This is a genomic window from Streptomyces sp. NPDC043908, assembly GCF_056435525.1.
Genome location: NZ_JBWKEI010000002.1, coordinates 658,020 through 683,883, shown reverse-complemented (window position 1 = coordinate 683,883; position 25,864 = coordinate 658,020). Strand labels below are relative to the sequence as shown.

24 protein-coding genes are annotated in these 25,864 nt (G+C 74.3%); 12 read left to right on the top strand and 12 right to left on the bottom strand.

Annotated elements, in window-relative coordinates:
• Positions 1-5: 5 nt before the first annotated feature.
• Positions 6-1,088 carry an NAD(P)-binding domain-containing protein gene (locus AC069K_RS07310; RefSeq protein ID WP_478613013.1) on the bottom strand — a complete coding sequence of 361 codons (1,083 nt, stop codon included), beginning with the start codon at positions 1,086-1,088 and terminating at the stop codon, positions 6-8.
• A 97-nt stretch (positions 1,089-1,185) separates the two neighbouring features.
• Here AC069K_RS07310 and AC069K_RS07305 point away from each other — a divergent pair, with 97 nt between their 5' ends.
• Complete coding sequence (locus AC069K_RS07305) at positions 1,186-1,605, top strand: YjbQ family protein (protein WP_358835274.1); 420 nt, start codon at positions 1,186-1,188, stop codon at positions 1,603-1,605.
• Here the strand turns inward: AC069K_RS07305 and AC069K_RS07300 are convergent.
• The gene (locus AC069K_RS07300) at positions 1,602-2,207 is read right to left on the bottom strand and encodes a TetR/AcrR family transcriptional regulator (protein ID WP_478613009.1); all 606 of its coding nucleotides are present in this window, start codon (positions 2,205-2,207) and stop codon (positions 1,602-1,604) included. The two genes, AC069K_RS07305 and AC069K_RS07300, sit on opposite strands and share 4 nt — an antisense overlap.
• A 250-nt stretch (positions 2,208-2,457) precedes the next feature.
• Here AC069K_RS07300 and AC069K_RS07295 point away from each other — a divergent pair, with 250 nt between their 5' ends.
• From AC069K_RS07295 to AC069K_RS07265, 7 genes are all read left to right on the top strand, one after another.
• The gene (locus AC069K_RS07295; protein WP_478613006.1) at positions 2,458-3,021 is read left to right on the top strand and encodes a 2Fe-2S iron-sulfur cluster-binding protein; all 564 of its coding nucleotides are present in this window, start codon (positions 2,458-2,460) and stop codon (positions 3,019-3,021) included.
• Positions 3,018-4,010: an FAD binding domain-containing protein gene (locus AC069K_RS07290; protein WP_478613003.1), complete on the top strand. Its 993-nt coding sequence runs from the start codon at positions 3,018-3,020 to the stop codon at positions 4,008-4,010. Before AC069K_RS07295 ends, AC069K_RS07290 begins: the two co-directional genes overlap by 4 nt.
• Entirely contained in the window at positions 4,007-6,148 is a 2,142-nt protein-coding gene (locus AC069K_RS07285) for a xanthine dehydrogenase family protein molybdopterin-binding subunit (protein ID WP_478613000.1), read from the top strand. Before AC069K_RS07290 ends, AC069K_RS07285 begins: the two co-directional genes overlap by 4 nt.
• Before the next feature lie 229 nt (positions 6,149-6,377).
• Positions 6,378-6,950, top strand: a complete 573-nt coding sequence (locus AC069K_RS07280) for a M48 family metalloprotease (RefSeq protein WP_365108916.1) — start codon at positions 6,378-6,380, stop codon at positions 6,948-6,950.
• Positions 6,951-6,988: 38 nt separating this feature from the next.
• On the top strand, positions 6,989-8,203 hold the full coding sequence (locus AC069K_RS07275) for an MAB_1171c family putative transporter (protein ID WP_478612997.1): 1,215 nt from the start codon (positions 6,989-6,991) through the stop codon (positions 8,201-8,203).
• Positions 8,200-9,222 (top strand): DNA-binding protein, encoded by a 1,023-nt coding sequence (locus AC069K_RS07270; RefSeq protein ID WP_478612994.1) that lies wholly within the window; start codon positions 8,200-8,202, stop codon positions 9,220-9,222. Before AC069K_RS07275 ends, AC069K_RS07270 begins: the two co-directional genes overlap by 4 nt.
• A gap of 86 nt (positions 9,223-9,308) precedes the next feature.
• Positions 9,309-9,782 carry a DUF3574 domain-containing protein gene (locus AC069K_RS07265; RefSeq protein ID WP_365108925.1) on the top strand — a complete coding sequence of 158 codons (474 nt, stop codon included), beginning with the start codon at positions 9,309-9,311 and terminating at the stop codon, positions 9,780-9,782.
• Positions 9,783-9,800: 18 nt separating this feature from the next.
• Here AC069K_RS07265 and AC069K_RS07260 read toward each other — a convergent pair whose 3' ends face one another.
• The 5 genes from AC069K_RS07260 to AC069K_RS07240 form a co-directional block, all read right to left on the bottom strand.
• A complete protein-coding gene (locus AC069K_RS07260) occupies positions 9,801-12,650 on the bottom strand; it encodes an NHLP bacteriocin export ABC transporter permease/ATPase subunit (protein WP_478612992.1) in 2,850 nt (949 codons plus the stop codon).
• A 1-nt stretch (position 12,651) separates the two neighbouring features.
• Positions 12,652-14,925: an NHLP family bacteriocin export ABC transporter peptidase/permease/ATPase subunit gene (locus tag AC069K_RS07255; protein WP_478612989.1), complete on the bottom strand. Its 2,274-nt coding sequence runs from the start codon at positions 14,923-14,925 to the stop codon at positions 12,652-12,654.
• Positions 14,922-15,728 (bottom strand): hypothetical protein, encoded by an 807-nt coding sequence (locus AC069K_RS07250; RefSeq protein WP_478612986.1) that lies wholly within the window; start codon positions 15,726-15,728, stop codon positions 14,922-14,924. The genes AC069K_RS07255 and AC069K_RS07250 overlap by 4 nt, the downstream gene beginning before the upstream one ends.
• 76 nt (positions 15,729-15,804) lie before the next feature.
• Positions 15,805-16,032: a type A2 lantipeptide gene (locus tag AC069K_RS07245; RefSeq protein ID WP_365108935.1), complete on the bottom strand. Its 228-nt coding sequence runs from the start codon at positions 16,030-16,032 to the stop codon at positions 15,805-15,807.
• 381 nt (positions 16,033-16,413) lie between these two features.
• On the bottom strand, positions 16,414-17,466 hold the full coding sequence (locus AC069K_RS07240) for a chitinase (protein WP_478612981.1): 1,053 nt from the start codon (positions 17,464-17,466) through the stop codon (positions 16,414-16,416).
• A 195-nt stretch (positions 17,467-17,661) separates the two neighbouring features.
• Between AC069K_RS07240 and AC069K_RS07235 the strand changes: the two genes are divergently transcribed.
• Positions 17,662-18,666: a tellurite resistance/C4-dicarboxylate transporter family protein gene (locus tag AC069K_RS07235; RefSeq protein ID WP_478612978.1), complete on the top strand. Its 1,005-nt coding sequence runs from the start codon at positions 17,662-17,664 to the stop codon at positions 18,664-18,666.
• Here the strand turns inward: AC069K_RS07235 and AC069K_RS07230 are convergent.
• Together AC069K_RS07230 and AC069K_RS07225 are read right to left on the bottom strand one after the other, a co-directional pair.
• A complete protein-coding gene (locus AC069K_RS07230; RefSeq protein WP_365101545.1) occupies positions 18,650-18,973 on the bottom strand; it encodes a cupin domain-containing protein in 324 nt (107 codons plus the stop codon). The genes AC069K_RS07235 and AC069K_RS07230 overlap by 17 nt on opposite strands.
• A 151-nt stretch (positions 18,974-19,124) precedes the next feature.
• Complete coding sequence (locus tag AC069K_RS07225; protein ID WP_358832579.1) at positions 19,125-19,604, bottom strand: Lrp/AsnC family transcriptional regulator; 480 nt, start codon at positions 19,602-19,604, stop codon at positions 19,125-19,127.
• A gap of 158 nt (positions 19,605-19,762) precedes the next feature.
• On the opposite strand from AC069K_RS07225, the gene AC069K_RS07220 reads away from it, so the two are divergent.
• The 3 genes from AC069K_RS07220 to AC069K_RS07210 all read left to right on the top strand — a co-directional run bounded on the left by AC069K_RS07220 (position 19,763) and on the right by AC069K_RS07210 (position 23,002).
• A complete protein-coding gene (locus tag AC069K_RS07220) occupies positions 19,763-20,134 on the top strand; it encodes a VOC family protein (RefSeq protein WP_365101543.1) in 372 nt (123 codons plus the stop codon).
• A gap of 182 nt (positions 20,135-20,316) precedes the next feature.
• The gene (locus AC069K_RS07215; RefSeq protein WP_478612972.1) at positions 20,317-21,831 is read left to right on the top strand and encodes an FUSC family protein; all 1,515 of its coding nucleotides are present in this window, start codon (positions 20,317-20,319) and stop codon (positions 21,829-21,831) included.
• Positions 21,832-21,958: 127 nt separating this feature from the next.
• Complete coding sequence (locus AC069K_RS07210; RefSeq protein WP_478612969.1) at positions 21,959-23,002, top strand: lactonase family protein; 1,044 nt, start codon at positions 21,959-21,961, stop codon at positions 23,000-23,002.
• 65 nt (positions 23,003-23,067) lie between these two features.
• On the opposite strand, the gene AC069K_RS07205 is transcribed toward AC069K_RS07210, so the two are convergent.
• The 3 genes from AC069K_RS07205 to AC069K_RS07195 all read right to left on the bottom strand — a co-directional run bounded on the left by AC069K_RS07205 (position 23,068) and on the right by AC069K_RS07195 (position 25,864).
• A complete protein-coding gene (locus AC069K_RS07205) occupies positions 23,068-23,997 on the bottom strand; it encodes a sirohydrochlorin chelatase (protein ID WP_365101537.1) in 930 nt (309 codons plus the stop codon).
• A 95-nt stretch (positions 23,998-24,092) separates the two neighbouring features.
• Complete coding sequence (locus AC069K_RS07200; protein WP_478612965.1) at positions 24,093-25,190, bottom strand: N-acetylglucosamine kinase; 1,098 nt, start codon at positions 25,188-25,190, stop codon at positions 24,093-24,095.
• On the bottom strand, positions 25,187-25,864 hold the full coding sequence (locus AC069K_RS07195) for a uracil-DNA glycosylase (protein WP_365101533.1): 678 nt from the start codon (positions 25,862-25,864) through the stop codon (positions 25,187-25,189). The genes AC069K_RS07200 and AC069K_RS07195 overlap by 4 nt, the downstream gene beginning before the upstream one ends.

The following is a 25,864-nucleotide window of genomic DNA, read 5'->3' as shown; positions in this document are numbered from 1 at the left end:
ACGCGTCACGCCACCTTCACCGGGGCGTCCAGCAGCTTCCTGATCTCCCGGACGGCCGCGCGTCCGGCGCGGTTCGCCCCGATGGTGGAGGCGGACGGCCCGTACCCCACCAGATGCACCCGCTCGTCCCGGACGGCGCGTGTGCCCTCGACCTGTATGCCGCCCCCGGGCGTCCGCAGCCTCAGCGGCGCCAAGTGGTCGATCACGGGCCGGAACCCGGTGGCCCAGAGGATGACATCCGCGTCCACCACGCGCCCGTCGTCCCACGCCACCCCGTCCGCGGTGATCCGGTCGAACATCGGCAGCCGCTCCAGCACCCCGCTCGCGCGGGCCGCGCGGATCGCGTCGTTGAGCGGCAGCCCCGTCACCGACACCACGCTCCGGGGCGCCAGCCCCTGCCGGACGCGCTCCTCGACCATCGCGACCGCCGCCCGGCCCCACTCCTCGGTGAACGGGCCCTCCCGGAAGACGGGCGGGCGCCGGGTCACCCAGGTCGTGGCGGCCGCGTACTGCGCGATCTCCATCAGATGCTGGGTACCGGAGGCGCCACCGCCCACCACGACCACCCGCCGGCCTGCGAACTCCTCGGGTCCCGGGTAGTTCGCGGTGTGCAGCTGGCGGCCCCGGAACGTCTCCTGGCCCGGGTAGCGCGGCCAGAACGGCCGGTCCCAGGTGCCGGTGGCGTTGATCAGGGCGCGGGTGGCGTACCCGCCCTCGGACGTCTCGACGCGCAGCCGGCCGCCCTCGCCCTCCCGTACGGCGCTGACCTCCACCGGCCGGTGCACCCGCAGCCCGAAGGCGGCCTCGTAGTCGGCGAAGTACCGCGCGATCACCTCCGAGGAGGGCCGGTCCGGGTCCGCTCCGGTCAGCTCCATCCCGGGCAGCGCGTGCATCCCGTGCACCTTGCCGTACGTCAGCGAGGGCCAGCGGAACTGCCAGGCGCCGCCCGGCCGGGGCGCGTGGTCGAGGACCACGAAGTCGCGGTCCGGCTCAAGACCGGCCCGGCGCAGGTGGTAGGCGCCGGACAGGCCCGCCTGCCCGGCGCCGATGACCACCACGTCCACGTCCTGTGCCTCGAAGTCGTTCACGGCTCTGCCAACCAAGGGAGGCGCGGGGATCTTCCCGGGGCCACGCCGTGTCCGGCCGGAGGGGGCGTTCTCGCCGCGGGAGCGCGAGGATGGGGCCATGTCCGTCTTCACCACGCGCGTTCTGCGCCTCACCACCGGCACCGCCGAGACCGTCACCGACCTGACCCGGGAGTGCGAGCACTTCCTCCGCGAGGCCGCCGGCGGCGGCGACGGCCTCCTGAACGTCTTCGTGCCGCACGCCACGGCCGGGATCGCCGTCCTCGAGACCGGCGCGGGCAGCGACGACGACCTGCTGGCCGCGCTGCACACCCTGCTTCCGGCGGACGACCGCTGGCAGCACCGCCACGGCAGCCCCGGCCACGGCCGCGACCACGTGCTGCCCGCGCTGGTGCCCCCGCACGCCACGCTGCCGGTCGTCGCCGGGCGGCTGGAGCTGGGGACCTGGCAGTCGGTGTGCCTGGTCGACACGAACAAGGACAACCCCGACCGGCAGGTCCGGCTCAGCTTCCTCGGTTAGCGGCGTCGGCCGGGACCCGGTGCCCCCGCCCGCAGTCCGTCCATCACGAGGTCGAGGAGGCGGCGGGAGCGGGCCTGCCAGTCGCCGTGCGGGTCGAGTTGCCAGAGGCCGGCGATGGCGAGCAGGAAGTCGTCGGGGGTCACCCCCGGGCGGATGGTGCCCGCCTCCACGTTCGCGTCGAGGAGCAGCGTGACGGCCGCGGTGATCGGCCCGTGGCCGAGCCCGGCCGCGGTGCCGCTCGCGGTGGCCTTGCGCATCGCGTCGGCCAGGCCCGCCTTGGCCATCGCGTACTGGGCGAGGCGGTCCATCCACTCGCGCAGGGCCCGGTCCGGCGCGCGGGTCGCGAGGAGCTGCGCCGCGGTGTCGGCGACCTGCCGCACCTCGTACCGGTAGACCTCCAGGACGAGGGCCTCGCGGTGGGGGAAGTGGCGGTAGAACGTGCCCTGCCCGACCCCGGCCTTCTTGGCGATCGCGCTCAGCGGGACGTCGGCCGAGCGGGTCAGCTCGGCCAGCGCCACCTCCAGGATGCGCTCGCGGTTGCGTTGCGCGTCCGAGCGCAACGGCGTCTCCCGGACCACCGGAGTCTCCTTCTTCTGTCGCACCCGTCCTCCTTCCGCGTGCGCGTACGTGGGCGCCGGGTGGAGCGGCGGCCCGGCGGATGGTGCCCTTGTTGAACGGAGAGGTGTCCGTTAGGTTCGGAGGCTAGCGGACACCTGTCCGTTTAGGTCCACCTTGGCGGCGGACACGGCCGGAGTGGACGGCCGGCGCACGCCCGACCGGCCTCTCGCCGCCGCGCCCCGCAGGTTCCCGATGGACGGCGCTTCGCATCACTTACGCGAGAGAAGGCTGCTCATGACCCCATCGACGTCCAGCGTCATCACCTTGAGCGTCAACGGCGAGAAGTACCCGCTGCCCGTCGACCACCGCACCACGCTGCTCGACGCCCTGCGCGAGCGCCTCGACCTGACCGGCACCAAGAAGGGGTGCGACCAGGGGCAGTGCGGGGCGTGCACCGTCCTGGTCGACGGCCGCCGCGTCCTGTCCTGCCTCCAGCTCGCGGTCGCCGCCGAGGGGCGCGACATCACCACGATCGAGGGCGTGGCGGACGGCGACCGGCTCCACCCGGTCCAGCAGGCCTTCCTCGACCTCGACGGCTACCAGTGCGGCTACTGCACCCCCGGGCAGATCTGTTCGGCCCTCGCCGTGATCGAGGAGCACGCGGCGGGCTGGCCGAGCGCGGTGACCGCCGACGTGCGGCCCGAGGCCGGGATCCCGGAGCTGACCGCCGAGGAGATCCGCGAGCGCATGAGCGGCAACCTGTGCCGCTGCGGCGCCTATGTGCCGATCGTCGAAGCGGTGGCACGGGCCGCCGGGGCCGTCCGGGGCGGCCCGGCCGGGCCGGGGGAGGGGGCGTGAGGGAGTTCGCCTACCGGCGCGCGGCCGACGTTCCCGGCGCGGTGGCGCTGCTCGGCGCCGACCCCGAGGCGCGTTTCCTGGGCGGCGGCACCAACCTCGTCGACCTGATGAAGTCCGGCGTGGAGCGGCCCGCCCTCCTCGTCGACGTCACCGAACTGCCCCTCGACCGGATCGAGACCACACCGGACGGCGGGCTGCGCATCGGCGCGACCGTCACCAACAGCGACCTCGCCGCCCACCCCGAGGTGCGCCGCCGCTACCCGGCGCTGGCGCAGGCGGCCCTCGCCGGCGCCTCGGGCCAGCTGCGCAACATGGCCACCGTCGGCGGCAACCTCCTCCAGCGCACCCGCTGCGGCTACTTCACCGACCTCGCCGCCCCCTGCAACAAACGCGCCCCCGGCAGCGGCTGCTCCGCCGTCGAGGGCGAGCACCACAACCACGCGATCCTCGGCGCCTCCGCGCACTGCGTGGCCGTCCACCCCTCGGACCTGGGGGTGGCGCTCGCCGCCTTCGACGCGGTCGTCTCCTACGAGACGGCGGACGGGCCCGGCACGTTGCCGCTGGAGGCGTTCTACCTGCCGGTCGGCGACACCCCGCACCGGGAGACCGCGCTGCCGCCGGGCGCGCTGATCACGGCGGTGACGCTGCCCCCGGCGCCCGTCGCCGCCCTCTCGCGCTACCGCAAGGTGCGCGAACGCGCCTCGTACGCCTTCGCGATCGGCTCCGTCGCCGCCGCCCTCGACGTACGCGACGGCGCGGTCCACGACGTGCGGCTCGCGCTGGGGGCCGTGGCGTCCCGGCCGTGGCGGGCCCGTACCGCCGAGCGGGCGCTGACCGGTGGGCCGGCGGACGCCGACGCCTTCGCCTCGGCCGCCGACGCGGAGCTCGCGGCGGCGCGGGCGCTGCCCCACAACGGATACAAGGTGACGCTGACGCGCAATCTGATCGTGGCCGCGCTCACCGAACTCGCCGAGGAGACCGCCCGATGACCACGACCACCGGAACCGGCCGGGTCACCGGCGCGGTCGGCACCCCCCACACCCGTCTGGAGGGCCGCGCCAAGGTCACCGGCGCCGCCCGTTACGCGGGCGAGATCCCCTTCCCCGGCCTCGCCCACGGCTGGCTGGTGGTGTCCACCGTCGCGCGCGGCCGCGTCCGTTCCGTGGAGAGCGGCCCGGTCCTCGCCCTGCCGGGCGTCCTGGCCGTGCTGCACCACGGCAACGCGCCGCGCGTCGACGCCGACTACGTGGGCCTGCTGGGACGGCCCGACCCGGTCGTCGGCCTCTTCCGGAGCGACCGGGTGCCCTGCGCCGGCTGGCCGGTGGCGCTGGTCGTCGCCGAGACCTCCGAACAGGCCAGGGAGGCCGCCGAGGCGCTGGTCGTCCGGTACGAGACGGAGCCGCACGACGTCGCCTTCGTCCCCGACGGGCCCGGCGCCTACACCCCCGAGCCGCGCGGGACCAACGAGACGGACAAGGGGGACCTGGAGCGTGAACTCGCCGCGTCCGCCGTCGTCGTGGACGCGCGCTACACCACGCCGGAGGAGCACCACCACCCGATGGAGCCGCACGCGGCCACCGCTCGCTGGGACGGCGGCCGGCTGGAGGTGTACGACTCCAACCAGGGCAGCACCTGGGTGGCCGGCGAGCTGGCCAAGCTGTTCTCGCTCGACCCCGCCTCCGTACGGGTGCTGTCCGAGCACGTCGGCGGCGGCTTCGGCTCCAAGGGCGTGCGCCCGCACCAGGTGGCCGCCGCGATGGCGGCGACCGTGCTCCGGCGCCCGGTCCGCGTCGTCCTGACCCGCCGCCAGATGTTCTCGCTGATCGGCTACCGCAGCCCCACCGCCCACCGCGTCCGGCTCGGCGCCGACGCCGACGGACGGCTGCGCGCCTTCGGGCACGAGGCGCAGAACGCCACCTCGACCGTCCACGAGTTCGTCGAGTCGAGCGCCTCGTTCGGCCGGGTGATGTACGACGCCGACGCGCACCGCACCGCCAACCGGCTCGTCCGGCTCGATGTGCCGACCCCGACCTGGATGCGCGCGCCCGGCGAGGCGCCCGGCTCGTTCGCGGTGGAGTCCGCGCTCGACGAACTCGCCGAGCGGTGCGGCATCGACCCGATCGCGCTGCGGGCCCGCAACGAACCCGCTGTCGGGCCGGTCTCCGGTCTGCCGTTCGCCGGCCGCGGTCTGCTCGCCTGCTTCGAGGAGGGCGCGCGCCGGTTCGGCTGGGCGCGGCGCGACCCGCGCCCGGGAGTGCGGCGCGAGGGGCGCTGGCTCCTCGGCACCGGCACCGCGGCGGCCACCTTCCCGGCGGGCGCCCGCCCCTCCACCGCGGCCGTGACGGCCGAGGCGGACGGCACCTTCACCGTACGGATCAGCGCGGCCGACATCGGCACGGGCGCGCGCACCGCGCTGGCGCTGATCGCTGCGGACGCCCTGGAGGTCGAGCCCGGCCGCGTCCGGGTCAGGATCGGCGACAGCGACTTCGGGCCCGCGATGGTGGCCGGCGGCTCGGCGGGCACCCGCTCCTGGGCCTGGGCGATCATGGCCGCCGCGGCCGGACTCCGCGAGCGGCTGGCGCTCGGCGGCGACCTCCCGCCCGAGGGCGTCACGGTCCGCTCGGACACCTCCGCCGCGATCGCCGCGCTGCCCGAGAAGGAACGGCACTCCTACGGGGCGCAGTTCGCCGAGGTCGCCGTGGACCCCGCCACCGGCGAGGTCCGGGTCCGGCGGATGCTCGGGATCTTCGCGGCGGGCCGGATCGTCAACCCGCTCACCGCCCGCGGGCAGTTGACCGGGGGGATGGTGTGGGGCATCTCCATGGCGCTGCACGAGGAGGCGGTCCGCGACCGCGCCTCGGGCGCCCATGTCGGGCCGGACCTGGCGGGCTACCACTTCGCGGCGCACGCCGACGTCCCCAGGATCGAGGCCGACTGGGTGGACGATCCGGACGCGGACGACCCGGTGGGGATCAAGGGCATCGGGGAGATCGGGATCGTGGGGGCCGCGGCGGCGGTCGCCAACGCGGTCTGGCACGCGACCGGCGTCCGCCATCGCGCGCTGCCCATCCGCCCGGCCCGGATCCTCGCGGCCGGGACCGGCCCGGACGGGAACAGGGGGGCTTGACGCGGGACCGGGCGGGGCGGCGGGCGGGACCGGAGTCCTCTTGCGGGATCGCCCGCGCCCTTTCACCATGACCCGGACGAAAGGGGCACCGGCACATTTCCGCCCCACCCGTCCGAAGTGAACTCACGGCAATCTTATCCGTGTTGGGCGTATGGCATCATGGCCGCATTGTCCGCGGGGATCAGGGGCCCTGAATCACGGGCTCATGGAATCAGTGAGGGTCAATTCCGTGCTTCCTGACTCAGCGTTACCGTCAGCGGAGGGCCGTCGGCGCAGGCGCCGTCTCAAAGAGGTCCGTCATACCTGTGAGGCGCTGCTCGCGCAGTGGGGCATGGAGCACGGGTGTGGCATCGAGGAACTGCACCGCTATCTCAGTGCGCAGAACCGGCGGCCGATCCATCTCATTCCGATGCCGTTCCCCGAGCGTCATCTCTTCGGCCTTTGGCTGAAAATGGATGACTTCGATGTCATCGCTTACGAGAAGGCCGCATCGCAGTCACACAAAGAACACATCATCGCCCATGAGCTGGCGCATATCGCCTTCCAGCACCGGGGCTCGGTGAATTTCGACCGGAGCGACGCGGGGCGGCTGTTCGGGGACGTGGAGCCGGGAGTGGTCCAGAGCATGCTGATGCGCTCGCGCTACAGCGACGACGAGGAGCAGGAGGCCGAGACGATGGCCTCGCTGATCCTCGCCCGGGCCACCAAGCGATGGCTCGAACCCGCCTGGGGCGTCCCGGACGAGGCCGCCGAGGTCGTCGCCCGGATCGAGAGCGGCGTGGGAAAGCCGGACAACGGATGACGGGCGACCTGTGACTGGCAACGGATGACTGACAACGGATGAACACTGTCTACGGATTGCTGGCGTGGACCTGCGCCATCGGCGGCCTCGCGGCGTTCGCCTACCGGCTGCCGGATCTGCTGCGCAGAAGGCACGACACGGCCCTGTGGGCGCTGTGCACCTACTTCCTCTGTTCCGGGATCAGCTTCCTGGTCGACCTGGACGCCCTGCGGGTGCACATCTCGGCCCTCTTCGGACGCCCCAACGTCACCTCGCTCATCGTGCAGGTGGCGGTCGTCGTGCTCACCGCGGCGCAGCAGGTCGTCCTCGTGTACTGGTCGTGCCCCCCCGAGGAGGCCCGGCTCAGGGCCCGGCGCCGGGTGCTCTTCTTCGGCGTCGCGCTCGGGGTGCTGGTGGCCGCGTCCATCGCGGTCGGCCCCGTGACGAAGTCCACGACGGCCACCTCGACGATCCTGCTCAGCATCCAGCACGGCGAATACGCGCTGTACATGTCGTTCTACCTGGTGCTGTGCGCCATCGGGCAGTTCGAGACCGTCCGGCTCTCCGTGCGGTTCACCACCATGGCCAACCGCCAGTGGCTCAAGGTCGGCATGCGCACGGTGACGGTCGGCGCGAGCCTGATCCTGGTCTACTGCGTCACCCGGGGCATCCAGATCGCCGGCACCCGGTTCCACTTCGACGGCTCCGCCCTCGACCCCGTGCAGTGGTCGTGCGGCAGCGTCGGCGCCCTCCTCCAGATCACCGGCTGGACCATCCCGTCCTGGGGCATCCACATCACCCGTGCGCTCGGCTGGCTGCGCAGCTACCGCTCGTATCTGCGGCTGCGGCCGCTGTGGTGGGCGCTGTACCAGGCCTCGCCGGACATCGCGCTCGACCCGCCGCGCTGCTGGCCGCGCGACCTCATCCCGCCCCGCGACCTCCACTACAGCCTCTACCGGCGCGTCATCGAGATCCGCGACGGCCAGCTGACCCTGCGCACCTCGCTCTCCCTCGCCGAGTTCGCCCGCGAGGCGCGCTCGCTCGACCTGCCCGAGGACCCCACCTCCCCGCTGGGCGAGGCGCTCCAGGTACGGGCCGTGCTGAGCCGTCCGCCCGAGGAGCGGGCCGAGCAGGCCGACGCGTCCGACATCCCCGCCCGGCCGCCGTACGAGGACTTCCGCGACGAGGTGGAGTGGCTGACGGAGGTCGCCTCCTCCTTCACCGCCCTCGCCCAGCGCCGCCCCCGGCGCTCCGAGGACCGGGTCACCTCATGAGCGGGCGTACGGTCCGGGCCTCCTCGGCCCGTGCGCGGGCGTGCGCGGGGGACGCGGAAGTCCGCCGCCCCGAAGAGACCCAGGACGACCCGGCCGCCCTGGTCCCCGTGGCCCTCGGCGCGATCGCGGAGCTGGTCGCCCTCGACGCCTCACGCGGCGCCACGGCCGCCGTGCCCGCCGTGCGCCAGGTGCTGCGCCGCATCCCGCACCTGTCGGCCGACCCCGCCAGGACCGGCGTCCGCGACCGGGACCTGCTCGCCGCGCTCGCCGAGCTGAGCGAGGTGATCGGCTGGATCCTCTTCGACGCGGGCCGCTACCGCCGGGCCCGCCGGATGAACGCGCGCGCCCTCGCCCTCGCGGAGCTCTGCGGCGACCGGGGCACGGCCCGGCTGACGCTCCTCAACCACAGCATGCTCCAGACCCACACCGGCCGTCCGAGGGCCGCGCTGGAGACGGCCTCCCGGGTCGCCGGGCCCCGCCCGCTGCCCGCCCTGGTGGACAGCCTCGTCCTGGTCCGCCGGGCGCACGCGACCGCCCTGCTGGGCGGCGACCGGGAGGCCGTGGCCCTCGTCTCCCGCGCCCGCGACCGGTTCCTCGACGGCGCTTCCCCGAGCGACCCGCCCTGGGCGTGGTGGATCGACCGGACCGAACTCCTCGGCCACGAGGGCTGGGTGCACGCCCGGCTGGGCGCCTGGCGCCGGGCCGTCCCCCTGCTGTACGAGGCGACGACCGCGCCAGGACCCTCCTACCGCCACCTCTTCACCGCGGAGCTCCTGGCGGCGCTGGCCGGGGCGCGGGCCTGGCGCGAGGCGGAGGCGCTGATCGCGGAGCTCGCCCCCCGGGCCGCCGGGATCGGTTCCGTACGCACCACCGAGACCCTCGCGGCCACGGCCGACCGGCTGCTGGCGAGCCCGGGCGCCCCGCCGAACCTGCGGGACGCGGCGGCCTTCCTGCGGGAGTCGCTGCCCGGCCGGGCTTGCGGCCCGGACGCCCTGACCCCCCGGAACCACCCCGTCTGAGGACGGCCCCGTTCCGAGCACCGCCCTGTTCCGCGAACCACACGTTCCGAGCACGGCCCCACCATCCGTCGACAGACAGGACCCGCATGCTGCACCTTCGGATCTCCACGCCCGCGGCCGCCGCCCTGGTGGCGATCGCCCTCCTCTTCGCCACCGGGGGACCGGTGTCCGAGGTCGCCTACGGGACGGCCCCGTCCGCCACCGCGGCCGCCCCGGGCACAGGGCAGGGCAGCCCCCACATCGCCACGCACCTCTACTTCGGCACCGGCCGCCACCAGGGCAAACCGCCCATCACGGAGGCGGAGTTCATGAAGTTCGTCGCGGACGTCATCACCCCGCGCTTCCCGGCCGGTCTCACCCTCCAGGAGGGCCGCGGCCAGTGGCGGGACAAGGACGGCGACATCAACCGCGAGCGCAGTTACGAGCTGACGGTGCTGTATCCCGTCGCGCAGGCCCGCGCCCGTGACCGCGACATCGAGTACATCCGCCGGCTGTACTGCGCGACGTACGAGCTGGAGTCCGTCGGCCGTGCCGACGTCCGCGCCCAGGTGAGCTTCTGAGGGGTCCTCGGCCCGGGACTAGCGCAACTGCCGTCGCACCAGCTCGTGGAGCCGCCCGCCCGTGTCCGCCAGGAGCTCGGCGGGCGGCCCCTCCTGGACGACGCGCCCCTCGGACATCACGATCACGCGGTCCGCGTCCAGGACCGTGGAGAGCCGGTGGGCGATCACCACACGGGTGGCGTCCAGGGCGCGGGTGCTCTCGATGACCACCCGCTGGGTCTCGTTGTCGAGGGCGCTGGTCGCCTCGTCGAAGAAGAGGATGCGGGGCCGCCGCACCAGCGCCTGGGCGATCATCAGGCGTTGGCGCTGTCCGCCGGAGACCGCGCCGCCGTCGGCGATCATCGTGTGCAGGCCCATCGGCATCCGCTCGATGTCCTCGGCGAGCCCCGCCATGGCGACGGCCTCCGCCACCTCCTCCAGGGTGAACGCCTCCGCGCCGCACACGCACTCCAGGATCGACCCGCTGAGCGGCTGGGCGTTCTGCAGGACCACCCCGCACTGGCGCCGCACGGCCGCCCGGTCGAGCGCGGCGAGGTCCTGTCCGTCGTACAGGACGCTGCCCGCCACCGGCCGGTCGAAGCCGATCAGCAGCCGCAGCAGGGTGGACTTGCCGCAGCCGCTGGGACCGACGATCGCCACGAACTCGCCGGGCCGCACCTTCAAGGACACGTCGTCCAGGACCAGCGGGCCGTCGTCGGTGTAGCGGAACGACAGGCCTCGGGCCTCGATCTCCCCCGACAGCGCTCCGGGCTGCGTGCCGGCGCCGCGGGCCTCGGGGGCCTCGTCGAGCACCGGCTTGATCTGCTCGAACATCGGCAGGACGGCGGCGGCCGACAGGAACGCCCCGGTGAGCTGGGTGACCGAGGTCAGCACCATGGTCACGGAGGTGGTGAACGCCAGGAAGGCGCCCGCCGACAGCGACCCCCGCGCCGGGCCCGCGAGCAGGACGAACATCACCAGCGAACAGAGCGGCAGATAGACGGCGTTGAGCACCGTCGTCAGGTTCTTGACGCGGTCGGCGCGCTGCTGGAGCTCCCGGCTGCGGGCGAACTCCCGCGCCCACGCCCCGTACGCGAAGCTCTCGGCCGCCGCGACCCGCAGCTTGGGCAGTCCGCGCAGGGTCTGGAACGCCTGGTTGTTGAGCTTGTTGCCCAGCTCGACCAGCCGGCGCTGCCAGCGCAGCTCCCGCATGCCGAGGGCGAGGAAGACCGCCGCGATCACGGCGAGCATCCCGAGCGCGGTCAGGGCGAGCGGAACGCTGAAGCAGAGCAGCAGCGCCAGGTTCACCGCCCCGACCGTGCCCGCCTGGACCACCACCGGGGTCAGCCCCGACAGCACCCGGCGGATGGCGCTCACCCCCATCGCCGCGCTCGCCAGCTCACCGGTGGAGCGCTCGGTGAAGAAGCGCGTGGGCAGCCTCAGCAGCCGGTCCCACACGGCGGGTTGCAGGGTGCTCTCGATCCGCCCCTCCATGCGCAGCAGGGTCAGGTTCTGCATCAGGGAGAAGGCCGCCGCGACCACCCCGCCGACGATGATCGCCAGTGAGACCTGGGCGATCAGCGAGGTCCGCGCCTGCGGTACGTACACGCCGAGCACCTGGCCGGTGGCCAGCGGCACCAGGGCGCCGAGGCCCACCGTGACCAGTCCGGCCAGGACCAGGTTGCGCAGGTCCGCGCGGGCGCCGCGCAGCCCGAACCGCAGCAGCCCCCACAGGCTCAGCGGTGTCTCGGGCAGCGGCCGGTAGAACATGACGGCCCGCGCCTCGAACTCCCCGGCGTTGGCCGCGCCGACCCGGGTGCGCCGGCCCGTCGCCGGGTTCACCGCCTCGTATCCGCCGCGCCGCCACAGCAGGGCGACCGGCGTTCCGCTCGCCGCCCTGCGGCCCACCAGGGGGCCCGCGTCCTGGCGCCACCAGCTTCCGTCCAGGCGGACGGGGCGGCTGCGGACCCGGGAGGCGACCGCCACCTGCTCGACGGGGTCGATCCGCTCGCTCACCGCGCCGGCCAGGGACGGCTCGGTGAGGGTGATCCCGGCCGCGCGGGCGACGAGGGCGCACACCGCGTACGTGGCGTCGTCCCCCGCCCCGGCCGTGCGCGACGGCGCCCTGCCGGGGCGGCCGATCGAGGTGAGCAGGGCCCGGTCGGCCTCCTCGCGGACGGCCTCGCCCGCCTTGATGCCCGCCGCCGTGCGGTCCTCGTGGGCGCGCTCCACGCGCTCGATCCAGCGGTCGAGGGCGGACAGCAGCCGGTACTGCCGGTTGACCATGCCCTGCCACAACGCCCCGTCGACCAGCAGGTCCCCGGCCGCCTCGGCGCTGAACGCGGCGCCGTACTGGACGCTGCCGGGGGAGACCGGCAGCCACAGGACGTCGTCGTCGGCGGCCGGCTCCTCCGGAGTCGTCCGGCCGTCCAGCGGGGCCTCGAACAGCACGCGCTGACCGCGCCCGACGCCGAGCGAGAAGGCGTGCTCCAGGAGGCTGAGGGCGGTGTCCCCGGTGTCGTAGCTGCTGCCGTACCCGCCCTCGTACGCCATCGCGTCCGCCGACGCGCTCCGGTACAGCTCCCGCAGCGGGATCCGGCGCAGCACGCACGCGCGCAGCGGCCTGCCCACCAGGGTGTGCTGGGGGCCCTCGACCGGGCCCAGCAGCAGCGTGCCGGGCTCCAGACGGCCGAGGAAGTGCCAGTGGCCCTGCGCCGCCGCGTCCACCGCGAACAGGTCGAGGGCGCCGTCCACGACCAGCCACAGCACCTGCGGACCCTCCAGGGAGAAGCCGCGCAGCCCGGTGCAGTCGATGTCCCGGCCGAGGCCGCCGAGCGCCGCGAGGACGGGGTCGTGCGGGGGGCCGGCGAGGTCGTTCACGGAGGTCACCTCAGTGCTCCTTGACCAGCTCGGCGTACGGGCCGCCCGCCGCGAGCAGCTCCTCGTGGCGTCCGCGCTCCACGACCGACCCGTGGTCGAGGACCACGATCTCGTCGCTGTCGCGGACCGTGCTCAGCCGGTGGGCGATCACCACGCAGGCGCAGCCGCGGCGGCGCAGGTTGTCGATGATGATCTGCTCGGTCTCGGCGTCCAGGGCGCTGGTCACCTCGTCCAGCACCAGGACGCTGGGGCTGCGCACCAGGGCGCGGGCGATCTCCAGACGCTGGCGCTGCCCGCCGGAGAAGTTGCGGCCGTCCTGCTCGACCCGGGCGTGGATGCCGCCGGGCCGGCGGGCGACGACCTCGTGGAGCGCCGCGTCCCGCAGGGCGGCGACGACCGCCTCGTCCGGGATCGAGGGGTCCCACAGCGCCACGTTGTCCCGCACGGTGCCCTCGAAGAGGAAGACGTCCTGGTCGACGAAGGACACCGAGGCGGCGAGCGCGCCGCGGGGGATGTCCTCCAGGCGCTGCCCATCGATCCGGATCGTGCCCTCCCAGGGGGTGTACAGCCCCGAGACGAGCCTGGACACCGTGGACTTGCCGCTGCCGGAGCCGCCGACGAGCGCGACCTGCTGCCCCGGCCCCACCGACAGCGAGAAGCCGGAGAGCAGCGGCGCGTCCAGCGGGCTGTAGCCGAACGTGATGCCGTCGAGCGTCACATGGCCCCGGAGCCTGCGGGTGCGGTCCGGCCGCTCCTCGCGCGTGTACAGCGCGTCCACGGGGAAGTTCTCCACGTCCTTGAGCCGGGCGACGTCGGCCGCGAAGTCCTGGACGCGGCCCGCGACCGAGTTCAGCCGGGTGACCGGCGCGGTGAAGCGCGTCACCAGCGCCTGGAACGCCACCAGCAGCCCCACCGACAGCTGGCCCTCGACCGCCCGCAGCCCGCCGATCCACAGGATGAGCGCGCTGTTGAGCGTGGCGAGCAGCGGGGCGACGACCCCCAGCCAGGCACTGGGCACCCCGAGGCGCTGCTGCTCCTCCAGGGTGGTCGCGTGCTGCCCCGCCCAGCGCCGGAAGTAGCCGTCCTCGCCGCCGGTCGCCTTCATCGTCTCGATCAGCTGAAGGCCGGTGTACGAGGTGTTGGTCAGCCGGGCGCTGTCGGCCCGCAGCTTCTGCGTACGGGTGGCCCGCAGGCGTACCACCACGCGCATCGCGACCACGTTGAGCAGGGCGATGCCCACGCCGATGACGGTGAGCTGCGGGTCGTAGGTCCACAGCAGGACGGCGTAGAGCAGCACCACCACACCGTCGACGGCGGCCGCGGTGAGGTCGCGGGCCAGGGTCTCGGCGACCGCGTCGTTGGACTGGAGCCGCTGGACGAGGTCGGCGGGGCTGCGCTGGGCGAAGAAGGTGACCGGCAGCCGCAGCAGGTGCCGGAAGAAGCGGGCGCCGCCGAGGGTGGCGGAGATCATCTGCCCGCGCAGCAGGTTGGCCTGCTGGAGCCAGGTCAGCGCGGCGGTGAGCGCCACCGCCGCGCCCATGGCGGCGAACAGCGTGCCGAGCAGCGAGGTCTGCTCACCGATCAGGAAGGTGTCGATGTACGTACGGCTCAGCGCGGGCAGGGTCGCGCCGACCGCCACCAGCAGCAGACTGGCGAGCAGGGCGACCGGCATCGTGCCGGTGGTCCCGCGCAGCCGCGTCGGCAGCGCGCGCAGCACCCCGGGCCTGCGGCCGCCGCGGCGGAACCCGTCGCCGGGTTCGAGGACGAGGACCACGCCGGTGAAGCTGGTGTCGAAGTCCTCCGCGGGCACGAACCGGCGGCCCTTGTCGGGGTCGTTGATGTACACACCGCGCCGCCCGAGACGGCGGCCCATGCCGTCGTAGACGACGTAGTGGTTGAACTCCCAGAACAGGATGGCCGGGGCCGGCACCTCCGCCAGCGCGGCGGGCTCCATCTGCATGCCCTTGGCCGTGAGCCCGTAACTCCGGGCGGCCTTCAGGACGTTGCTGGCCCGCGAGCCGTCGCGCGAGACACCGCAGGCGATGCGCAGCTCCTCCAGCGGCACATGGCGGCCGTGGTGGGCGAGCACCATCGCCAGGGAGGCGGCGCCGCACTCCAGGGCCTCCATCTGCAGGACGGTGGGGGTGCGCACGGTCCTCGTCCGCCTCGCCCTCGGCGCCGGGCGGGCCCGGCGCCTGCCCGCCGGGGCGCTCTCGGGGCGGTGGCGGCCGCGGCCGGGGGGCGGGAGCCGCGGGGGCGCGGGGGAGGAGGGTGGTGCGGTCACGGGAGGAGCCAATCGAGGGGACGCCGGTCGGCGAGGTGGACGGAGCCGGTGGCCAGGGTCATGGAGTCGACCGGGTACGGCGGGCCCTGGGTCGAGGACCAGCGGTAGCCCGACTTCGTGGCCGCCGACCGGTCGAGGGCGACCAGGACCGCGACCGGCCTGCCCTGCCGCGAGAACTGCTCGCCGAGCTGGGCGTCGCCGAGGAAGGCGGCGATCCGCTCGGGGGTCTGGGCGCCGCGGCCGACGGCCGCCACCCTGCCCCGCAGCACACCGAACCGGCCGCTGGGAACGGACTCGACGGTGAGGTCGACCGCCGCGCCGACCCGGACCGAGGCGCCCGAGGCGCCCGGCACGTACAGCATCGCCATCAGCGGATCACCGGGGCCACCGGTCCGCTCGACGCTCGCCAGGTCCGCGCCGGTGGTGACGACCGCGCCGACGGCGGTCCGGAGCGTGGTGAGCCGGCCCGCCTCGACGGCGCGGACGGTCCGGTCGCCGTGCTCGGTGCGGACCCTGAGCAGCGGCGCCCCGGCGGCGAGTTGCCGGCCCTCCTCGGCGAGTACACCGGTGACCTGTCCGGCCACGGGGCTCTGGAGGACGTAACCGCCCCGGGCGTGGGTGAGGATGCCGGGCGCGCTCAGGGTGGAGGAGACGGTCCCGGTCACCGCCCAGAAGCAGGCGGCGGCCATGACGGCCACGGTGACGGCGAGGACGAGCCGCCCCTGCGGGCGCGCGAAACGCACCGGCAGGTCGAGTTCCTCCGGTGACTGGAGCTTGCTGAGGGCCTGTTGACGGAATTGCACGGAACGCTGCCCCTGCCTGCGGGACGGATGCGGGGAGCCCCGGAACCGAGCGGGTTCCGGGGCTCCCCGTGCCGTCTCAGAGACCGGCGACGAGGCCGGAGGCCAGGCCGGTGACCGGAGCGGTGTTCACACCGGTGGTCGCGTGGACGAGACCCGTGACCGAGCCCACGATGCCCGAGACCGGGAGGAGCGAGTCGGCGGTGCCGGTCACGTTGCCGAGCACGGTGCCGACGAGGCCGCCGGACACGTTGTCGAGGTCGGCGTCGGAGATCTCGCGGGTCTCGACCTGCGGGGTGTTGTTCATGGAGTAACTGCCCTTCGTACGGGGGGGAATGGTGTGGGGGGAATCCCTGCGGCGAGGGCCCTCGGGGGCCGCTCCGCATGGGCCTGGATCAAAGCACGTTGACGCGCCCCCCAGCCAATCCCACCGGGCCTGACCAGGCCTTGTCCCGTCGTGAACGGCCTTCTCGTGCACATCCGTCGAGGAATCGGTGGCAGCTTCTTCACGAGCTTCACTTCATGAATGCCGTTCGGCCGGGCTCCCTTTCTCGCAAGTGGGACACTCCGGCCTTTTCGGCCGCCCGGCCGTCGGGGGCGGATCCGCCCCCGACGGCCGGGCGTGACCGGTTCGGGCATGCGGTGTGCAGGTTTTCGGAAGGTGAGGTTCCGGAGTGGAGTAACACAATCAGCGCCCTTGCAGCGCCTTCACGTTGTTGCCGAAGGTCCAGTTCTTGGAGCCGTCCCAGTTGACCGACCAGGTCATCAGGCCCTTGAGCGCGCCGCCGTAGCGGTTCCACGCCTGGGCCACCAGGCTCGGCGCCAGGTAGCCGCCCCCGGCGCCCGGCTGCGCGGGCAGGCCCGGGACCTGTTTGTCGTAGGGGACCTTGATGGTGGTGCCCTGGACCGTGAGGCCCTTGGCGAGGCAGTCGGTCTGGGCGGTGAAGCCCTGGACGGTGCCGGCCGCGTACGAGTCGCCGGAGCAGCCGTACATGTTGCCGTTGTAGTACTGCATGTTCAGCCACCACAGCCGGCCGTTGTCCGCGTACTTCTTCACGATCGGCAGATACGCGCCCCAGATCGACCCGTACGTGACACTGCCGCCCGTCACATAGGCCGTCTCCGGCGCCATCGTCAGTCCGAAGTTCGACGGCATCCGCGCGAGGACCCCGTCGATGATGCGGATGAGATTCGCCTGGGAGGCCGACAGTTGGCCGATGTTCCCGCTGCCCACCAGACCGGTCTCGATGTCGATGTCGATGCCGTCGAAGTTGTACGTCTTGAGGATGGGCACGATCGTCGCGACGAACCGGTCGGCGACCGCGCCGGAGCTGAGGTCGATCCCGGCCGCCGCCCCGCCGATGGACAGCAGGACGGTCTGCCCGGCCGCCTTGGCCGCGCACATCTCCGCCGGCGTCGCGACCTTCACGGTCGCGTCCATCCCGTCCTCCCACAGCGCCGTGCCGTCGGAGCGGATGACGGGGAAGGCGGCGTTGAGCACGTTGTAACCGTGCGCGGCGATACGGGAGTCGGTGACCGGGGTCCAGCCGAACGGCGGATGGACGCCGTTGGAGGAGCCGTCCCAGTTCTCCCAGTAGCCCTGGAGCACCTTGCCCGCGGGCTTCGACTTGACCGCGCAGGTGTCGCCGAGGGGTGCGGCGGGCGCGGCGGCGGCGGGCAGTTGCGCGGCGAGCGCCAGCGCCAGGCCCGCTCCCGCGAGACGTAACATCCGACCGAGCATGGGGGTACCTCCTGGGCTGTGGGGAACCTGGAGACGTACGGGTCCGGTTGCGGCACGGGGTCCGGCTGCGCCACACCGTAAAGTGGTCCAGACCTTCCGTCAATAGGTCTGGACCAAGCAGGAACGGGTGCTTCTGCCGGTCCCGTCGGCGCATCCGGGTGGCGGACGGGGCGGCTGCCGCGTACCGATGGCACGGTGACCCGTCCTCCCGGCCCGTGGTGGGCCGAACTCCCCCCGGCGGCCGGCGCCGCCGTCATGGCGACCGGCATCGTCTCCATCGGTCTGCACCTCGTCGGCCACGAGACGCTCTCGCTCGCCGCGCTCGCGCTGGCCGGAGCGGTGTGGCTGGTACTCGCCGTCGATTTCTCGATCTGCTTCCTGCGCGACCGCCCGCGCTGGCGCGCCGAGGCCGACACCCCGGCCGCCCTGACGGCCGTCGCCGCCACGGCCGTGCTCGGCACCCGGCTCTCGGTGCTGGGCCGGCAGGACCTCGCCCTCACCCTGCTCGCCCTGGCCGCCGTGCTCTGGCCCTTCCTGCTCGCCTCCGTCCTGCGTCACCGCAGGCGCCGGATGCCCGGCGGCGCGTTCCTCGTCTGCGTCGCGACCCAGGGCCTGGCGGTCCTGGCGGCGACGCTCGCGGCGGCGGGCGAGGGCGACTGGCCGGCCCGGGCCGCCCTCGCCCTCTTCTGTCTCGGGGTGCTGCTCTACGGGGAGGCGCTCGTCCGGTTCGACTTCCGCCAGGTGTGGACCGGGGCGGGCGACCAGTGGATCGCGGGCGGCGCCCTGGCGATCTCGGCGCTGGCCTGCGCGAAACTGACCGCGTCCCCGCTGTGGACCGGCGGCGCCCACCACGCCCTGCGCGACACCACCCTGGTCCTGCTCGGCCTCGCTCTCGCCTGGTACGCCATCCTGCTGACCGCCGAGCTGGTCCGGCCCCGGCCGCACTACGACCTACGGCGCTGGGCGACCGTCTTCCCGCTCGGCATGACGGCCGTGGCCACCCTCTCCACCGGCACCTCCGCGCACGTCCGGGGGCTGCGCACGCTCGGCGAGGTGCTGCTGTGGGTCGCGGTGGCGGCGTGGGCGCTGACGCCGGCCGCCTTCCTGGTGACCCAGGCGACGGGGCGCGCGCGAACCGGTCCGGCGCCGCGGCCGGCCCCGGACCGCGTCACCCGCGAGAGGCCTACTCCACGGCGGTGACGGCCGTCAGCAGCACCACCGAGTCCTCCAGGGCGAGCAGGCCGTGGCGCTCCTTGGGCAGCTCGCAGAACTGGCCCGTGCGGAGCTCCTTGTTGCCGCTGTTGGAGGTGACCCGCACATGGCCGTGCAGCACCTGGAGGCTGGCCGCGAGCGGCGCGTTGTGCTCGTCGAGCTCGGAGTCCGATGCCAGCGCGATCACACTCTGCCGCAGCGGGCCGTCGTGCACGACGAGCTGGGCGCTGCGGCCGTGCGAGGCGACACGTGCCAGATCCAGATGCTCCTCGGTGAGCGCTACGAGATCCTGCATGGGCCGGTCCCCTTCCTCGGCCGGATGGCCGTGCTCCGATCGGGTACGGGCGTCGCCCTCCAGCCTTCCGCCTCCCCGGCGGTACGCAACTCGGGAGGCGGACGGGACGCCGGGACCGGCCGGCCGGGACGGCGGGGGGCGCGCCCCCCGTCTACGGGGCTCCGGCGGCCCGCCCCACCGACTCCACCAGCGGCAGCAGCCGGTGCGGCACCCGCTCGCGCAGCGCCACCTCGGTGCGGGTGCGCACCACCCCCGGGAGCTGGATCAGGCGTTGGATGACGTCTTCGAGATGACCGGCGTCGCGGGCCACGACCCGGGTCAGCAGGTCGCCGCCGCCGGTGATGGAGAACGCCTCGACGATCTCGGGCACGGCCGCGAGCGCGTCCCCCACCTCGTCGAGATGGCCCTGGGTGACCTCGACGTGGACGAAGGCGAGCACGGGGTGGCCGAGTGCCGCGGGGGAGAGGGAAGGTCCCGTTCCGGTGATCACGCCGTCCCGCTCCAGCCGGTCGAGCCGCGCCTGGAGCGTGCCGCGCGCGATGCCGAGGATCCGGGCGTACTCGCGGACGCTGGTGCGCGGCCGCTCGATGAGGAGCCGCAGGATCCGGGTGTCGAGCGCGTCCACCGCCATGGTCCGTCGGTCCCTTCCTGGTGCTGCCGTACGCGTTTCAACCGTACCAATGGCCCAGTGGGATGCGGACGGCGCGCCGCTGGGCATGGCGGGCGCCCCCGCGGGTACGACGCTGTAGGACTGTGACGGAAGTGACCTGAGAGCGAGGGGTGTCGGACGTGATTCGAAAGCTGCAGGCGGTCGCGCTGGACTGTGCCGACCCGGTACGGCTGGCGGAGTTCTACGCGGAGCTGCTCGGCGGCCGGGTGGTCGCGGACCCGGACGACTCCGACTGGATCGAGGTGCACGGCTTCGAGGGCACCAAGCTGGCCTTCCAGCGGGTGGACGGCTACCAAGCGCCCCAGTGGCCCGGCCAGGAGCACCCGCAGCAGATCCATCTGGACTTCGACGTGGACGACCTGGAAGGGGAGGAGAAGCGGGCGCTGGCCCTGGGCGCGACCGTGCTGGAGCGCACGGACCAGGTCCAGGAGGCCAACTGGCGTGTCTACGCGGACCCGGCGGGCCATCCGTTCTGCCTCTGCGAACACTGAGGAAGGCTGGACCGATGGACCTGCCTGGACGCGGAAGAGGATGACGAGGCGTACCAATGGCTCAGTCGGGTGAGGACCACTTGAGCCATTGGGCCCGGGAGTGATCTCATGGACGGGTCGATGGCGCTGCGGGTCTCCGCAGCGCCTTTCTCATGTCGTCCCGGGAGAGGAGCAGCAGGTCCGTGTTGAAGAGGGTGTTCGTGGCTCCGGACCCGGGGCGGATGCGGCTGCGCAGCGCGACCCGGGCCGTCGTGGGCATCGGTCTGGCGGTCGCGGTGTGCGGTCTGACCGGCCACTCGCTCGTCGCGGCCATCACCGGTGGTCTCGCGGCCCTGCTGGCTCTCTTCACGGTCACCGACCCGACGGTGCGCGGCCAGGCGGTCACCACCGCCCTGCTGCCGGCGGTCGGTCTGCCGGTCTTCGCCCTGGCCGCCGAGCTGCACGCCCACCCCCTGGCCCGGGACCTGGCCTTCCTCGCGATCGTCGGCGCCGGGGTCTACGCCCGGCGCTGGGGTCCACGCGGCCACTCCCTGGGCGTGTTCGCCTTCATGGCGTTCTTCATCACGCAGTTCCTGCACACGGTCCCGGGCCAGCTGCCCGAGCTGTACGCGGCCGTGCTCCTCTCCGTCCTGACGGCGGCGGCCGTACGGTTCGGCGCGTGGTGCTACGAGCGGCGCCTGCCGCCGCCGCCCCTGGTCTCGGCGCCCGCCCCGGGCAGGGGCCTGCGCCGGGCGACCACGCGGCAGGCGGTACAGGCCATGACCGGCGCCGCGTTCGCGCTGGCGATCGGGCAGCTGCTGTCGCAGGAGCGCTGGTACTGGGCGGTGGGCGCGACCTGGTGGATCTTCGTGAACACGACGTCCCGCGGCGAGACGCTGGTGCGCGGCTTCCGGCGGGTCCTGGGCACCGTCATCGGCATCGTCTGCGGGGTGGCGGTCGCGATCCCGCTGCACGGCGCCCCGGTGCCGTCGGCGGTGCTGATCGCGCTGTGCGTGTTCGGGATCTTCTACACGGCCGCCGTGTCGTACACCTGGATGATGCTCGCCGTCACCGTCATGGCCAGCCTGCTCTACGGGCTGCTGGGCGTCCTGAACACCGACCTGCTCGCCCTGCGGCTCTTCGAGACGGGCGTGGGCCTGGCCGGGTCCGCCCTGGCCGTCCTGCTCGTCCTGCCGGTCACCACGCACACCACGACGGACTCCTGGGTGCGGCACGCCCTGCACAGCGTGCGTGCCTCCGCCGCGGCCGCCGCCGCCCGCCTCGCCGGTGAGGACGCCGACCCGACGCCGCACATCACCGAGCTGGAGCACACCCTCGCCCGGGTCCGGCTGTCGCTGGCGCCGCTGGTCCACCCGCTCAACCCCCGGCGCGCCCGGAAGGCCAGGGCCCGGCAGATCCTGGGCTACCTCGACGACTGCGCCCGCGAGGCCCGCAACCTGGCCCTCGTGGCGGCCGACGCCGAGGCATCCCACGACCAGCGGCTCGCCGCCGCCTGCGAGCGCGTGGAGGCCGCCGTGGCGGCGCTGGTCGCCACCCCGGCCACCGAGGCGGCCGCGGCCCGTCCGCCGGCCGTCGAGCACAAGGCCGCAGCCGCGGAGCACCCGGCCCTGGCCCACCTGCACGAACTGGAGCGCGTCCTGGTGAGCCTCGGCAGGCCCCTGGAGGCCGCCCCCGGGTCACCGCTGGTCGACGCCTGATCCACGGCCCGCACCGGCTGCCGGGGCACCGGGGCGTCGCCCGCCGGTTGGTCTAGACCGCCTGCTACGGTCGCCGCAGTCGGCGCCGGGCCCAGCCCCGGCGCGCAGTCGCGAGAGGGGTGGCACGGTGGCCGAGAGCAGCGCCGGGCGGGCATTCATCGGGTCGTTCACCACGGCGGGCGGACAGGGCGTGACCGTCGCCGCCGTGGACCCGCTGACGGGCGCGCTCACCCCCGTGGGCACCACGGACGCCGTCCCCGACCCCTCGTTCCTGGCCCTGTCGGCCGACGCCACCGTCCTGTACACGGTGGGCGAGAGCGAGCACGGCACGGCCGCCGCCTTCGACGTACGGGGCGACCGCCCGGTCCTGCTCGGCGAGCCGGTACCGGTGGGGGGCGCCGCCCCGACCCACCTCGCCCTCACCGCCGGGCACCTGGTCACCGCCAACTACACCTCGGGCAGCGTCACCACCCTCCCGGTCCGCCCCGACGGCCGCCCGGGGCCCGCCGCGTACGTCCTGGAGCACCACGGCTCCGGACCCCACCCCGAGCGCCAGACCGGCCCGCACGCCCACCAGGTGCTGCCCGACCCCAGCGGGCGCTGGCTGCTGAGCGTCGACCTCGGCACCGACTCCGTCGAGGTCTGCGCCCTCGACCGGTCCAGCGGCGTCCTGCGCCCCCACGGCTCGACCGCGCTGCGCCCCGGCACCGGCCCGCGCCATCTGGCCTTCCACCCCGACGGACGCCACGCCTACGTCCTGAACGAGCTGGAACCCACCCTCGTCGTCTGCCGCTGGGACGCCGCCGAGGGCGCCCTGGAGCCGCTGGGGGAGACCCGGGTGATCCACGACGGCGTGACCACGCGGACGTACCCCTCCGAGGTCGTCGTGGCCCGCGACGGGCGGTTCCTCTGGGTCGCCAACCGGGGCCACGACTCGATCGCGACCCTCGCCCTCGATCCGGACGGCGAGCACGCCGTCCTGGTGGCCACCGTGGACTGCGGCGGGCGCTGGCCGCGCCATCTCGCCCTCGACCCCTCGGGCCGGCGCCTGTACGCGGCGAACGAGCGCTCCGGGGACGTCAGCTGGTTCGACCTCTACGAGGAGAGCGGCATCCCGCGCCTGGCGGGCTCGGTGCCCGCCCCCGCGGCCTCGTGCGTCGTCTTCGGCTGAACCCGACCGCCGTACGCCGAAGGGCCCGCGCCCGGCCGGGCGCGGGCCCTTCGGGCATCCGTACGTCAGTGCACCGGGGAGCCCTGCGGCTGCGGCGTGATGCCCAGCGCGGCGGCGTACTGCGACAGCACGAGCTTGCCGATCGCCGGGTAGGCGCCCAGCGGCTCGGCGGCCAGGCAGTCGGCCTCCTTGGCGGCGGCGTCCAGCAGCCCGTCCGCGACCTCGGGGCCGATCAGGTAGGGGGCGACCGCGAGCTGCACCGAGCCGGAGCCGCGCAGCTGCTCGGCCATGGCGGCGATCGAGCCCTCCTGGTCGAGCGCGGCGGCCATCACGGGCACGGCCAGACGGGCGGCCAGCAGCATGCCGGTGATCCCGGCGGCCTGCACGGCCTCCTCGCCGCCGACCGTCGCCAGGATGATGCCGTCGGCGGCGGTGGCCACCGTGAACAGCCGGGCGCGGTCGGCGCGGGCCAGACCGGCCTCGGAGAGGCGTACGTGCAGGGCCTCGGCGAGCAGCGGGTGCGGGCCGAGGACGTCGGTCAGCTCGGCGGCGGCACGGCTGTCCATCACGGCCTGGCGCACCCGGCGGATCAGGGCGCTGTCGGGGCCCGCGAGCAGCGGCACGACGACGGCGACGGGGCCGTCGGGCGCGGCGACGTCCTGACCGGCGGCACGGGCCCGCTCATAGCGGGCGGTGCGCTCGGCGGCGGTGTGCGCGAGCACGGCGTCCAGCGGGGGGAACTCCATGGCGGCGTCCTCGGCCGCGTCCAGGTAGCCGATCCGGGCGTCCAGGCCGGGCAGCTCCGAGCGCGCGATGCTGACGACTTCCTCCGCCAGGGCGCGCACGGCGGGGGAAGGGGTACCGGGAACGGCGAGGACGAGCGCGGGCGCGCCCTCGGGAGCGACCACCGGCTCCGGGCGGCGGTGCCGCCCTGGCTGGCGGGGTCGCGGCATTCGTACAGGCAGGCCGGATGCGGGCCCAGTGGGGGAGCTCATGGCGCCGCATGCTACTGGCTTTGCGGGCGCGGCTGTTCGGGTAGGGGTCAGGTGAGCGGTATCTGTCCGTATTTATCCCGCGAGTGACATTGCCCTCAAGTGTCCCGCTCTGTCGTCACCCGCAACATGCGCGGGTGGTGCGGCAGTCGCAGCTCGTCGCGGGCCAGCGCCGAGGCGATCAGCAGGGCTCCGGCGAGCGGATCTCCCGCCGCGGGCACCGTGCGTACGGACGGCAGCAGGGCGTCGAGTTCCTCCCGTACGGGGACGAGCAGCGGGTCGCCCATGCGGAACAGGCCGCCGGTGAGCGCCACTTCGCATTCGCTCACGCTTCCGGCCGCCCCGTCACCGGCCGTTCCGCGCGCGACCGTCGCACCGGCCGGACCGGACGCGGACCCTGCGGCACGGCCCCGGCCACCGCCGGACACCACGTCCGGGCAGACCGCCGCCGCCGACTCGGCGATGGCGCGGGCCGCCTCGCGCAGGACCGCCGCGGCGACCGGGTCGGACGCGGCGCAGCGCGCCACCTCCGGCGCGAACGACGCCAGCACGGCGGGCCGGTCGGTGCGCGGATACAGCAGCCCGGGCAGCTCCGCCACGGGCCCGAACAGGGCCTCGGCGCGCTCAAGGAGAGCCGCCGAGCCGCCGCGCCGGCCGTCGTGGGCGCGCAGCGCCGCCTCCAGGCCCGCGCGGCCGATCCAGGCGCCGCCGCCGCAGTCACCGAGCAGATGCCCCCAGCCGTCGGCCCGCCGCCACCGCGTCAGATCCGTGCCGACCGCGATCATCCCGGTGCCCGCGGCGACCACCGCGCCGGGCCGCTGGCCGAGCGCTCCCGCGTACGCGGTCACCGCGTCGGCGGCCAGTGCCAGGCGCCGCACCCCGAGCGCGCGGGCCAGCGCCGCGGGCACCCGGGCGCGCAGGTCGTCGCCGAGCGAGGCCATCCCGGCGGCGCCCACGGCCACCGCCGCCACCCGGTCCGCTCCGGTCCGGTCCAGCAACTCACCGGCGGCGGGTACCAGTTGGGCGAGCAGGTGCTCCGCGTCGATCCCGGCGCGGCCCGTGCGCACCGGCTCACCGGAGACCGACACCTCCGCCGGGCCCCCGCCTTCGGCGCGGCCGAGCGCGAACCGCACGCCGGACCCGCCGGAGTCGACCCCCAGCACCCAGGCGTCGCCGCTCCCGCCGCCGAGGGTCACGGCAGGCGCCAGTCGACCGGCTGCGCGCCCTGGCGGACCAGGAGCTCGTTGACCCGGCTGAACGGCCGCGACCCGAAGAAGCCCCGGTCCGCCGACATGGGCGAGGGGTGCGCGGACTCGATCGCCGGCAGCTCGCCGAGCAGCGGGCGCAGATTGCGCGCGTCGCGTCCCCACAGCACCGAGACCAGCGGGGTCCCGCGCGCGACCAGCGCGCGGATGGCCTGCTCGGTCACCTCCTCCCAGCCCTTGCCGCGGTGCGCGGCGGGCTTGCGGGGCGCTGTGGTCAGCGCCCTGTTCAGGAGCAGGACGCCCTGCTGGGTCCAGGGCGTCAGATCGCCGTTGGAGGGCCGGGGCAGCCCCAGGTCGGTGTGCATCTCGCGGAAGATGTTCTCCAGGCTGCCCGGCAGCGGGCGCACCTCGGGGGCGACCGAGAAGGAGAGCCCCACGGCGTGCCCCGGTGTCGGATACGGGTCCTGGCCCACGATCAGGACCCGTACGTCCTGGAACGGCTGCTGGAAGGCCCGCAGCACATGCTGTCCGGCCGGGAGGTAGGTGCGCCCCTGGGAGATCTCCTGACGGAGGAAGTCGCCCATGGAGGCGACCCTTCCGGCCACGGGCTCCAGAGCGTCCGCCCAGCCGGGCTCGACGATCTCTTTCAACGGTCGTGCTGCCAC

Excerpts from the sequence above, each read along its gene's own strand:
- AC069K_RS07305 (WP_358835274.1), top strand. The coding sequence starts at position 1,186 with ATGTCCGTCTTCACCACGCGCGTTCTGCGCCTCACCACCGGCACCGCC.
- AC069K_RS07295 (WP_478613006.1), top strand. The coding sequence starts at position 2,458 with ATGACCCCATCGACGTCCAGCGTCATCACCTTGAGCGTCAACGGCGAG.
- AC069K_RS07285 (WP_478613000.1), top strand. The coding sequence starts at position 4,007 with ATGACCACGACCACCGGAACCGGCCGGGTCACCGGCGCGGTCGGCACC.
- AC069K_RS07275 (WP_478612997.1), top strand. The coding sequence starts at position 6,989 with ATGAACACTGTCTACGGATTGCTGGCGTGGACCTGCGCCATCGGCGGC.
- AC069K_RS07270 (WP_478612994.1), top strand. The coding sequence starts at position 8,200 with ATGAGCGGGCGTACGGTCCGGGCCTCCTCGGCCCGTGCGCGGGCGTGC.
- AC069K_RS07265 (WP_365108925.1), top strand. The coding sequence starts at position 9,309 with ATGCTGCACCTTCGGATCTCCACGCCCGCGGCCGCCGCCCTGGTGGCG.
- AC069K_RS07245 (WP_365108935.1), bottom strand. The coding sequence starts at position 16,032 with ATGAACAACACCCCGCAGGTCGAGACCCGCGAGATCTCCGACGCCGAC.
- AC069K_RS07240 (WP_478612981.1), bottom strand. The coding sequence starts at position 17,466 with ATGCTCGGTCGGATGTTACGTCTCGCGGGAGCGGGCCTGGCGCTGGCG.
- AC069K_RS07230 (WP_365101545.1), bottom strand. The coding sequence starts at position 18,973 with ATGCAGGATCTCGTAGCGCTCACCGAGGAGCATCTGGATCTGGCACGT.
- AC069K_RS07225 (WP_358832579.1), bottom strand. The coding sequence starts at position 19,604 with ATGGCGGTGGACGCGCTCGACACCCGGATCCTGCGGCTCCTCATCGAG.
- AC069K_RS07205 (WP_365101537.1), bottom strand. The coding sequence starts at position 23,997 with ATGAGCTCCCCCACTGGGCCCGCATCCGGCCTGCCTGTACGAATGCCG.